This window comes from Thiorhodospira sibirica ATCC 700588 (genome assembly GCF_000227725.2).
GTDB lineage: Bacteria > Pseudomonadota > Gammaproteobacteria > Ectothiorhodospirales > Ectothiorhodospiraceae > Thiorhodospira > Thiorhodospira sibirica.
Genome location: NZ_MU255056.1, coordinates 1,536,347 through 1,547,257, shown reverse-complemented (window position 1 = coordinate 1,547,257; position 10,911 = coordinate 1,536,347). Strand labels below are relative to the sequence as shown.

At 55.3% G+C, this 10,911-nt stretch carries 10 protein-coding genes; 4 read left to right on the top strand and 6 right to left on the bottom strand.

All coding sequences use genetic code 11. The annotated features are described in order from the left end of the window. Position 1 precedes the first annotated feature (1 nt). The 6 genes from cas7b to THISIDRAFT_RS07425 form a co-directional block, all read right to left on the bottom strand. Positions 2-997, bottom strand: a complete 996-nt coding sequence (gene cas7b / locus THISIDRAFT_RS07450) for a type I-B CRISPR-associated protein Cas7/Csh2 (protein ID WP_006788406.1) — start codon at positions 995-997, stop codon at positions 2-4. 36 nt (positions 998-1,033) lie between these two features. Next, complete coding sequence (locus THISIDRAFT_RS07445) at positions 1,034-2,821, bottom strand: TM1802 family CRISPR-associated protein (protein ID WP_006788407.1); 1,788 nt, start codon at positions 2,819-2,821, stop codon at positions 1,034-1,036. 205 nt (positions 2,822-3,026) lie between these two features. Continuing rightward, complete coding sequence (locus THISIDRAFT_RS07440) at positions 3,027-3,245, bottom strand: hypothetical protein (RefSeq protein ID WP_006788408.1); 219 nt, start codon at positions 3,243-3,245, stop codon at positions 3,027-3,029. A gap of 621 nt (positions 3,246-3,866) precedes the next feature. Next, positions 3,867-4,355: a Crp/Fnr family transcriptional regulator gene (locus THISIDRAFT_RS07435; RefSeq protein ID WP_006788631.1), complete on the bottom strand. Its 489-nt coding sequence runs from the start codon at positions 4,353-4,355 to the stop codon at positions 3,867-3,869. 96 nt (positions 4,356-4,451) lie between these two features. Continuing rightward, positions 4,452-6,140, bottom strand: coding sequence for a potassium channel family protein (locus THISIDRAFT_RS07430; RefSeq protein ID WP_006788632.1), 1,689 nt, complete (start codon positions 6,138-6,140; stop codon positions 4,452-4,454). A gap of 12 nt (positions 6,141-6,152) precedes the next feature. Further along, on the bottom strand, positions 6,153-6,536 hold the full coding sequence (locus tag THISIDRAFT_RS07425; RefSeq protein WP_006788633.1) for a DUF6394 family protein: 384 nt from the start codon (positions 6,534-6,536) through the stop codon (positions 6,153-6,155). 347 nt (positions 6,537-6,883) lie between these two features. Between THISIDRAFT_RS07425 and rpsL the strand changes: the two genes are divergently transcribed. From rpsL to tuf, 4 genes are all read left to right on the top strand, one after another. Continuing rightward, the gene (gene rpsL, locus THISIDRAFT_RS07420; protein ID WP_006788635.1) at positions 6,884-7,261 is read left to right on the top strand and encodes a 30S ribosomal protein S12; all 378 of its coding nucleotides are present in this window, start codon (positions 6,884-6,886) and stop codon (positions 7,259-7,261) included. A 21-nt stretch (positions 7,262-7,282) separates the two neighbouring features. Then, positions 7,283-7,750 (top strand): 30S ribosomal protein S7, encoded by a 468-nt coding sequence (gene rpsG / locus THISIDRAFT_RS07415; protein ID WP_006788636.1) that lies wholly within the window; start codon positions 7,283-7,285, stop codon positions 7,748-7,750. Positions 7,751-7,822: 72 nt separating this feature from the next. Next, positions 7,823-9,919, top strand: coding sequence for an elongation factor G (gene fusA / locus THISIDRAFT_RS07410; protein ID WP_006788637.1), 2,097 nt, complete (start codon positions 7,823-7,825; stop codon positions 9,917-9,919). A 41-nt stretch (positions 9,920-9,960) separates the two neighbouring features. Then, on the top strand, positions 9,961-10,911 hold a 951-nt coding region (gene tuf / locus THISIDRAFT_RS07405), incomplete at its 3' end, for an elongation factor Tu (protein WP_221913974.1).

The following is a 10,911-nucleotide window of genomic DNA, read 5'->3' as shown; positions in this document are numbered from 1 at the left end:
ATTAGAGATCCAGAGCACTGACATGAAGACCTGCGGCGTTGGCCAGTTCTGTAAAGCTACCGACCTGCTCTCCCATGCGACAGCGCAGCCGCGCATCCTGCATAACGCGCACGCCTTGCAGGCGGGGATAAGCACGCCAGGCTTCCAGCAGCGGGGCGATGTCTAGCTCAAAATCCTGGGTGGAGCGCAGGGCGCTATCCTCGGCGCGTTGCTGGGTGAGTGCGATGCGCTGTGTCAGTGCCCCCAGACGATAACCGGGCTGGTAGTCGGCAACCACCAGCAGCAGCGGATCATGTCCCAGCTTGGAGTGGGTGTTGAGGGCTGCCGTCCCATGCCAAAGACCGGCAAACAGTTGACGCAGGTCTTTTTGAGATAAGCCGGTGCTTTTGGCGGCGACTTCATTGACGACCCCATAAGCGGCAATCAGGGCATAGGGCAATAGCCAGCGTTCTGCAAAGGATTTTTGATGCACACTGGCTCCGCCGGCATAGGCCGCTGTTTGTTGCACGAGCACCGGGCTTACGCGGTGTAATGAGCGATTGAAGGCGGCAAATTGTACCGGGCCTGTCAGCTGTATGGAGGGCTCACTTTTGCCCAGTGGCAGTGTGGCCCCAAACAGGCGTGCATCAATACATCCTTGGGTGATGGCTTCTTCCAGGGCCTGGCGCTTGGCTTCTTTCTTTTTGCCTTTTGCCGCCTCATTGAGGAAGTGTTCAGCGCGGTCTTTGCCTTCAGAGAGGTGGCCGTCTGCTTTCATGGTGTCGCGGATGAGGATCTCAACGCCGTTGGCCAGACGCTTCTCAACGTCTGGTTCCAGGCTGAGCAGATAGTCGCGCACGGTACGCTTGATGCGTACGTCGCTGACCGTGGCTTCGCCCGTTTCCGGGTCTGTGCGCGGGCGGTTTTCATCGAGCGGATCGCCATTGGGATTGCAATCGCGGGCTTCGTAGAGAAACAGGATTTCGTGGCGGTTGGTCAGATCAGATACAGTGAACATGAAACGCTCCTTGATTAAACGTGATATTGAGGGTGTTTATACGGCATCCGGCGGAAGCAGGATTGCCTCGTCCGCCGTGGGGTGTGCGTGTGCGCTCTCACGCGCCAGCTGACCAATACGATAGGCAAGGCTGTAGCCAATGGTGAATGCAAAGGTTGCCTCATCGTCGCTGATTTGCCAGTGCTCTCCGCAGCTGACCCAGGCCGTGGCCAGATCAGGATCGAGGCTGGTAATCACATACCCCAGTTTGCGGTATTGGGAAAGCTTGGCATGGCCTTCACGGTAGAGGCGCTGGAGGTGCTGGCGGGTCAGCAGGCGCCCCACAAATTTTTTGGTAAAGGGATCAGCGCCCCGTTCTTGGCGTTGTACCGCAGCCACGGTGGCGGCATAGCAGCCGGTGAGAAAAGCAACCACCAACTCCGGGCGGTGAAAAAACTCAGCGTGTTCACGGATATATTGTCCATAAGGGCTATGGGGGATGGCCTCAGACATCGCGGGATGCTCCTGTTGCGTGTGGATAATGAGTTTTACGTCCTGGGCATACCGGTACAAGCCCCATGCCTGGCGGGTCATCCAGTGTAGCCAATCGGGGGTGTGTCGGCCGGTATGAAGCAATTTTGTCACCAAGGCATGGAGAAAATGCGCACGTTGAATGGTTTCACCGGCAAACAGTGCGGTCAACCAGCTGCGCAGCGTTTCTTCGCTGGCTTTATCGCCATTGCCTGAAAAGTTTTTGAAGCTAAATGCATTAATGTGTACTGGTTGCGCTTGTGTTTTACGGATGGCCACAAGATCGGCGGCACGTTCAATGCGGCGCGCTGCGTTATGTAGTGCCTGCAGGCGACTGGGCAGCAGATGTTGCACTTCTGCGTGAATGCGCCAGGAGGCATTTTTTTCTTGATAAAAAATCAGCGCCAGGGCCAGTTGATCGCCGCAATCACTGAACTCATCGGTTAACTCCAGTTCATCAGCGACCAGATCTTTGGCCTTGCCCAGGCTGTAGCGCTGGGGATGATTTCCCAGACGCGCCTGTAATTCCTCGCGCACCTTTGGCGCATTGCTATAAGGTAAGACCAGATAGCTTTGCCCTGCCATGACGCTGGCCAAATGCGTATTGGCAAAGGTGAAGGCGTCTGCAATGGTTAAGGCACAGTCGGCGCATACGGGAAAGTTGCGATGGGCTGCACTGGCCTCATAACCACCTGCAATACTGCCCCGATTATTTAAGTTATAACAGGCTAATACGGCGTAATTGCCATAAACGGGGATCTGGTTGCGACCGCATACCGCACAACATCCATCTTTACGTTGTCCGCCCTTGTCGCCAAAGCTTTCCATGGCCCGGCGTACCAGCACATGACTTATTTCGGGCCAGGCATACACCGGCTGCATGGCTTCATCTGCCCAGTACACATAGCCGCGATGCGTTTTGCCATCAATATCAGCCTGGGCACTGGCGGTTTCAACTGCTGCCCAGATCGCGTCTTGATGTGTGCGAAAGTTTGCCAGCGTGGCGCTCAGCCATTCACGCTGCCGGGCGTTAAGCTCTGGTGCTTCGGTACACATGGCCACGGTTGCCGCAATACGGTTGGCGGTATTGCTGGCCAGTTTGCAGCAGGGTGTGAAGTCAATGCCGTTAGAGGGGCCTGACCGATACACGACCCCCTGATTACCTTGATATGTGCGTACCCCACACCAGTTGCCCGCAGGATCAAAACATAAGGCTAAGCCCCGGTCATAGTTTGTGGGCATTCCTTCGTTGAGTCGCTCCCATGCAGGGCGTTGCGGCAGGCAATGAGCCAGTTCATAAAAGCGTTGAAACATCTTTGTCCAAGACCTCCTGAGAATGGATACGGCATACCCTGTATCCTGTATAACGCCGATTCGTGTGTCATTTTTAAATAGGCAAGAAAATTTAAAATGGCATACCTGCTTTTGTGGCCACGCCCGGAGAGTTTTGCCACATTAACGCGAGGCTGTCAAAACCCCGGATAGACCAGTACCCCACCCCAGAAATATTCAGGATAATTTACGCCATCAGCGGTTTGCCGATGTAGGTCTCGCGAAACAATTTGGTGAGGGTGTGGTTGAAGAAGGCGATGAAGTCGAGGAGGCGTTGTTTGAGCGCCTTGGTAGAGGCGAAGCGCCCACGCCGGAGCCGTCGTCGGGTCAGGATAGCGAACCCGATTTCGATGTGGTTGAGCCAGGAGTAGTTGGAGCAAAAAACAGTTCTTGATTTTTTCTTCATTGTTTATCAGAATTCTCTATTGTAGATAGGTTATCTACAAGCGCGAAGGTTTCGCGCTCCATGGTCGGGGTCGAAGTCGAATCGCAAAGTTGTTCTCTGTTCAGGATGAACGCCGAGGCCACTTTTATGGCGCAAGCTGGGTTTCGACGGCTGAAACCGCCCATGTTGCCGGTGTTGACCGGCCATTCGGTTGGGACTGCTCAACCAGGACTCCAGTTGCTCGCCCGCAAGGGTGTTATCAACGGAGAGCGAAATGCCTAAAAATCGCATAAGCAACTTTGTTTAGGTTTTTAGGAGCAGGTATAGACGAAACGGATACGGTGCGTGGGATCCTGGAGAAAGGCGGCCCATCGGCGGCACGCAGCACGATTTGCGCACGTTGGGCCAGGCTGTGGGACGTTTCACGGCGGTGTGCCAAGCCTTCCAGCAGGGCACGTTGTTCGGCTGAGAGATTGATCAAAGAGGCTGGGCGGGGGCATGGTCTAGGTGTAAGCTCCCCCTATATACACCGCTCCGCACGAAGTGGCAGCGGCTTCCAGGCATCGCTTTTTTGCAGCGGCATCTGGAGGATGCCGCCACGTTTTATGCCGGGCTAGAGGGTGCGGCGCTTGCAGACAAGACTTAATAACGCCCGTGTTGCTGGCTGATGTAGTTGCTCATTTCGACATACTGGGTGTTCATTTTGCGCAGGATGTCATGGACGACTTTGACGATGTTTTGCATGACTTTGTAGACCAGCCAGGGGTCTTTTTCGATCAATGATTCAAAGTCGCTGCGCTCAAAGGTGCATACGGTGGGGCGGCCAATGGCGCGGACGGTGGCGCTGTGGGGGCGTCCGCCAACAAAGCTCATTTCGCCGGCAAGGTCGCCTTCCTGAATGACGTGCAAAATCAGTGGATCGCCGCCGGCAACTTGGCGGGTGATCAGCAGTTTGCCAGAGGCGACGATGTGCAGGGTGTGATCCACCTTGCCCTCTTCAAATAAAATCTCGTCATCGTGCAGGGTACGGCAGCGGGAAATGCTGGCCAGCAGACGCATTTGTTCTTCATTCAAACCTTCGCCCAGGCGGGAGCTGCAAAAACTTTTGATATCGTCGGAGGTATGATCCATGGTGGTGAGCCTTTTAAGACAAAAAATTGTAAGGATATAAGTGTTTTTGAATATAGCGATAGTATCCCGGTTAAAGCACGCACTTCAACCTTTAATCTAGCGCAGCCCCATGTAGCGCCAGATCAGGCCATCCGGGCATTGTTCGCCGCAAAACAGAAACTGCAGGGTATTGAGGTTATTGAGGCCTCGGCGCATCAGGTTTTGCGCTTGGTTGGAGCCGCAAAACAGGATGCGATCGCCGATTTCCAGCGGGGTATTAAAGGTGGGTAGCAGGGTATTGTGTTCGCCGCGTCGCAGGAGCAAGGGCAGGACTTCCAGAAACTGTTCACGGTTGCGCGGGTCGCGGCACAGGGTTTCAAGCAGGATGGGCTTGCCCAGCTTGAGGGCCTGGGTGAGTCCCGGACAGCGGTTGAGGCTTACGCGGATGCTGAAGCTTTCGGGGGTGAGTTCCTGGTTGATGCGTCGCATTTCCTGGGCGAGTTGCTGATTCCATTGATTCGACTGTCCTCTGGCCATGCGCAGAAAGTCTTCAAGCAGCGGGGTGGTGAGCACTGACAGAATGCGGGTGGTAATGATGTAGCTGGGCTCCATCACTAATTGGGGTTTGGCGGCACGGAACAGCGCCTTGTTGTGCAGGCGGTTTTCGCGCGCCACGATAAATAAATCCGGATTTAATTCTCGTGCGGTCACGATGATGGAGAGATTGTCGGCATCATCAGCAGTGGCCGCTAGCAAAGCGGCGGCCTGGTCGATGCGCGCCTCTTGCAGGGTGCAGGCCTCGGTGCCCTTGCCAAAGATAGTGCCCTTGGGGGCGTTGTGGGCCTGGGGATTTTCGTCTACCACGGTGACTTCAATGCCCTCAGCGCGCAAGGCTTTATAGACAGCCTTGCCCATGCGTCCAAAGCCGCAGAGGATCCAGCGACCCTTGGGCGGTTCAACCCCTTCCGGCAGTTTGGTATTGGGCACGGCAGAGAGCCATTCATACACCCGATGGGTATCTGGTTCACGGATGACCAGGGCCAGTCGCTGGGCAAATTCCTCAAAGGGGTCTATGACATAATCGGTGCCAAAGGATTGCATATTGGCCACGGTGGCCTGCGTCTTGGCGCGGCAATAGACCGTGACCTTGGGGCTTAATAATTTGCTGGTAATGGCGATTTGCAAATTGGCCTGATCATCATCGGTAACCGCCAGCACGGCGGCGCAGCGTCGATGTTGCAGACCGGCGATGAGCAGGTTTTCCGGAATGCGGGCATCCAGGCAAAAGCCGGGGACGTAAACGCTGAGGTCTTTGAGGCTCAGTTCGTCAATATTTTCCCGATTATTATCAATCACCACCACACGGCGCTTGCGGTCAGTCAGAGAGCGCACCAAGAGCTTGCCGGTATCGCCATAGCCGCAGACCAGATAAAATGGCTCGGCAAAACTACGCAGGCTGCGGCGCAGTTGGCTGCGGTTGAGGGCCTGACGAAAGGCGCTGTCTTGTAACAAGGAGATGATGGTGCCGATGGAATACAGCCAGGCAATCACCGTCAGATAGATACTGATGATGGTCCACAGGCGCTGGCCATTGGAAAAATCATACGGCACTTCGCCAAAGCCGATAGTGCTGCCGGTGTAACTGACCACGTACAGCGCCTCAAAGAAACTCATCCGCCACGGGTTGCCCTGATCATCCACGCCGGGAATCAGGGTGAACACCAGCACGGCGATGCTGTAGGCGCTCACCAACACCACGAGCGGAATGCGCATCCGCCGAAAAATCAAGGGAACCACGGATTGCATGGGCACAGTCGCTCAACGATGCAGGGTGACAGTTTCCACCGTCAGCAAGACCACGGAAACCACATTAGCCAGCAAGGCACCCCCTGAAAGTGATACGATGCTCGCCATCACCGCCGGAGTCAGGCCCACATCCAGCACATGCACGGCAATGGCCCAGACCAGTGCTGCGGCAATCAACTGTAAATCCGCCACCAGGCTGGCCGCCAGCAGGACCGCACCGATCTGGGTGCGTTCGCCAAATTTCAAAATGGTGGCAATCAGGCTAACCACAATAGCGGCAAACAGCTCATACACATTGTGATGGTCCGGGTTGTCGATGTCGCCGATAAAAAAGCCAAAATTTAAGGTCATCGCCAACAGGATAAAAAAGCCGAAAATCACCTTGCCAAGATTCACGTTGATCTCTCCGAGGTTGCGCCAGACGCAGGGGTTACAAGCATAGCAGAGGGTTGGCCTAAAAAGGCACCGTGGGCACAAGGTTTGGGGCTTTTGGCATCACGGTGATAAATATAAACGCTTGCCCTCTAGCGGCTGGGCGGGCGGCTCACTATAATAGCGCGCCATGATGGATGCTTTGAGGTGCCGCATTATCGGCCTGAATGATCCTAATTATGTGATTTTTACCTAGTTGTTACGGCCCTTTATGCTTGACATGAAGCAGGCCCCTTTTTAGAATACTGCACCCTTAAACAGGCCGGTATGGTTCGGCCTGTCTTTGTTTCTAGGGTAGGAGAAAAACTTTCGTGGCGACAATTAACCAGTTAGTGCGCAAACCCCGTAAGCGCAAGATGGACAAGAGCAATGTGCCCGCCTTGGAGGCCTGCCCTCAGAAGCGGGGCGTGTGTACGCGTGTCTATACGACGACACCCAAAAAGCCTAACTCGGCCATGCGTAAAGTAGCGCGTGTACGGTTGACCAATGGCTATGAGGTGTCCAGTTATATCGGTGGCGAGGGCCACAACCTTCAAGAGCACTCCGTTGTGCTGATTCGTGGCGGTCGTGTCAAGGACCTGCCGGGCGTGCGCTATCATACGGTGCGCGGCAGCCTGGATACACAAGGTGTGCAAAATCGTAAGCAAGGCCGTTCCAAATATGGCGCCAAGCGTCCCAAGAAGGCCTGATGGAGTTATTGAGAGCAATCTATGTCCAGAAGATCTGAAGCCCCCAAGCGTACCATCCTTCCTGATCCCAAATACGGCAGTGAATTGTTGGCCAAGTTCATCAATACGGTCATGCGTGACGGCAAGAAATCCGTTGCCGAAGGCGTCCTTTATGGTGCGCTGGCTCAGGTCGAGGCGAAGAAAGGTAACGGTTTGCAGGTGTTGGAGCAGGCGCTTGACAATGTGCGTCCCCGCGTTGAGGTAAAGTCCCGGCGTGTGGGCGGTGCGACCTATCAGGTGCCGGTTGAGGTGCGTTCCGTGCGGCAAAATGCCCTGGCAATGCGCTGGCTGGTAGACGCTGCACGCAAGCGCGGCGAAAAGTCCATGGCCTTGAAGCTGGCCGGTGAGTTGATGGACGCCTCGGAAAGCAAAGGTGCTGCGGTGAAAAAGCGTGAAGATACGCACCGCATGGCTGAAGCGAACAAGGCATTTTCACATTATCGCTGGTAGTTGTGTATTTGAGGTGTGCCGGTTGATGCGCACACCATCGGGTTTTTAGAGGAAGATTCAGAGGGTTTATCTGTGGCACGCAAAACATCCATTGAGCGGTATCGTAATATCGGCATTAGTGCCCATATTGATGCCGGCAAAACCACGACCACCGAGCGCGTTCTTTTTTATACCGGCGTTTCTCACAAGGTGGGTGAGGTCCATGACGGTGCTGCGACGATGGATTGGATGGAGCAAGAGCAGGAGCGTGGCATTACCATCACGTCTGCAGCGACGACCTGCTTTTGGTCAGGGATGGCTAAGCAGTATCCCGAGCACCGTATCAATATCATCGACACGCCCGGACACGTCGACTTCACCATTGAAGTCGAGCGCTCCATGCGCGTGCTGGACGGTGCCTGCATGGTGTATTGCGCCGTTGGCGGTGTGCAGCCGCAATCCGAAACGGTGTGGCGTCAGGCCACCAAGTATAAAGTGCCGCGTCTGGCCTTTGTGAATAAGATGGACCGTGCAGGGGCGGATTTTTTCAAGGTACACAAGCAGATGCGTGAGCGTCTGCACGCCAATCCCGTTCCGGTGCAGATCCCCTTGGGCGCAGAGGATAGTTTTAAAGGAGTCGTCGATCTCATCAAGATGAAGGCGATCTTCTGGAATGAAGAAGACAAGGGTGTCACCTTTGAGTATCAGGATATTCCTGCCGATTTGCAGGCACTGGCCGAGGAGTGGCGGGAAAATATGGTCGAAGCCGCCGCTGAGGCCAATGAAGATCTGATGAATAAGTACCTTGAGGGCGGGGCGCTTTCTGAGGAAGAAATCCGTGCCGGTTTGCGGGCGCGCACCATTGCCCTGGAAATCGTGCCGATGCTGTGCGGCTCAGCCTTCAAAAATAAAGGCGTGCAGGCCATGCTGGATGCGGTGATTGAATATCTGCCCTCGCCGCCGGAAGTTCCAGCGATTGCCGGTCTTGATGCCAATACCGAGCAGCCCGTTCATCGTAAATCGGGCGATGATGAGCCGTTTTCTGCGCTGGCTTTCAAGATTGCCACCGATCCCTTTGTCGGTACGCTGACCTTTATTCGTGTGTATTCTGGCGTGTTGAATTCCGGTGACTCGGTGTACAACTCCCAAAGCGTGGGCAAAGAGCGCGTTGGCCGTTTGTTGCAGATGCATGCCAACTCGCGTGAAGAAATCAAGGAAGTGCGCGCCGGTGATATCGCCGCGTGTGTAGGTCTGAAAGATGTCACTACGGGGACTACGCTGTCTGCACTGGATAAGCCGGTGATTCTGGAACGGATGGAGTTCCCTGAGCCGGTGATTTCCGTGGCAGTTGAGCCAAAGACCAAAAACGATCAGGAAAAAATGGGGGTTGCGCTTAACAAGTTGGCGCAGGAAGATCCCTCTTTCCGCGTGCGTGTAGATGAAGAATCCGGGCAGACCATTATTTCCGGGATGGGCGAGCTGCATCTGGAAATCATCGTGGATCGGATGCGTCGTGAATTCAAGGTCGAGGCCAATGTCGGCAAGCCTCAGGTCGCCTACCGTGAAACCATTCGCAAGCGGGTGGAGCAGGAAGGCAAGTTTGTCCGTCAATCCGGTGGTCGCGGTCAGTATGGCCATGTATGGCTGCGGATCGAGCCCAGAGAGGCCGGTGCCGGTTATGAATTTGAAAATGGCATTGTTGGCGGTGTGGTGCCCAAGGAGTATATCCCTGCGGTAGACAAAGGCGTTCAGGAGCAGATGCGCAACGGCGTGTTGGCAGGCTTCCCCGTGGTGGATGTCAAGGTGACGTTGTATGACGGGTCTTACCACGATGTGGACTCGTCGGAAATGGCGTTTAAGATTGCCGGTTCGATGGGGTTTCGTGAAGGCGCGCTTAAAGCCAGCCCGGTTTTATTAGAGCCGATCATGAAAGTTGAGGTGGAAACACCCGAGGAATACATGGGTGATGTGATGGGCGATTTAAATCGTCGTCGCGGCCTGATTCAAGGCATGGAAGACAATGCCGGTCTGAAGCTGTTACGCGCTGAGGTGCCTTTGGCAGAGATGTTTGGTTACTCCACCACGCTGCGGTCGATGAGTCAGGGACGGGCGACCTACTCCATGGAGTTTGCCAAATATGCAGAAGCACCGAGTAATGTCACCGAAGCGGTGATTAAGAAAACATCTTGATATTAACCATTGATTATTTTTTGTAAGGGGTATTAAAAGCCATGTCCAAGGAAAAATTTGAGCGTAAGAAGCCGCACGTCAACGTGGGAACCATTGGTCACGTAGACCATGGGAAAACAACCTTGACCGCCGCGCTGACCGTGGTACAGGCCAAAAAATTTGGTGGCGAAGCCCGTGCCTACGACCAGATTGACAACGCCCCGGAAGAACGCGCCCGTGGGATCACCATTGCCACCGCGCACGTCGAATACGAATCCGAAAACCGCCACTACGCCCATGTAGACTGCCCCGGCCATGCCGACTACGTCAAAAACATGATCACCGGTGCGGCGCAGATGGACGGCGCCATCCTGGTCGTGAGCGCGGCTGACGGCCCGATGCCCCAGACCCGCGAACACATCCTGCTCGCCCGTCAGGTAGGCGTGCCCTACATCGTCGTCTTCCTCAACAAAGCCGACATGGTAGACGACGCCGAACTGCTCGAGCTGGTCGAAATGGAAGTCCGCGACCTGCTCTCCAGCTACGAATTTCCGGGCGACGACACCCCCATCGTCATAGGCTCCGCCCTCAAGGCACTTGAAGGCGACACCTCCGACATCGGCGTGCCCGCCATCGACAAACTCATAGCCGCCCTCGACAGCTACATCCCGGAGCCCGAGCGCGCCATTGACGGCGCCTTCCTCATGCCCGTCGAAGACGTCTTCTCCGTCTCCGGGCGTGGCACCGTCGTCACCGGTCGTATTGAGCGTGGCATCGTCAAAGTCGGCGACGAAGTCTCCATTGTCGGCATCCGCGACACCCAGAAAAGCACCGTCACCGGCGTAGAAATGTTCCGCAAACTGCTCGACCAGGGGCAGGCCGGAGACAACGTCGGCGTCTTGCTGCGTGGCACCAAACGCGACGACGTAGAACGCGGACAAGTGCTGTGCAAAACCGGCTCCATCACCCCGCACACTAAATTTGAAGCCGAGGTATACGTCCTGTCCAAAGAA

Coding starts and splice junctions, on each gene's coding strand:
- cas7b (WP_006788406.1), bottom strand. CDS start 997: ATGTTCACTGTATCTGATCTGACCAACCGCCACGAAATCCTGTTTCTC.
- THISIDRAFT_RS07445 (WP_006788407.1), bottom strand. CDS start 2,821: ATGTTTCAACGCTTTTATGAACTGGCTCATTGCCTGCCGCAACGCCCT.
- THISIDRAFT_RS07440 (WP_006788408.1), bottom strand. CDS start 3,245: ATGAAGAAAAAATCAAGAACTGTTTTTTGCTCCAACTACTCCTGGCTC.
- THISIDRAFT_RS07435 (WP_006788631.1), bottom strand. CDS start 4,355: ATGGATCATACCTCCGACGATATCAAAAGTTTTTGCAGCTCCCGCCTG.
- THISIDRAFT_RS07430 (WP_006788632.1), bottom strand. CDS start 6,140: ATGCAATCCGTGGTTCCCTTGATTTTTCGGCGGATGCGCATTCCGCTC.
- rpsG (WP_006788636.1), top strand. CDS start 7,283: ATGTCCAGAAGATCTGAAGCCCCCAAGCGTACCATCCTTCCTGATCCC.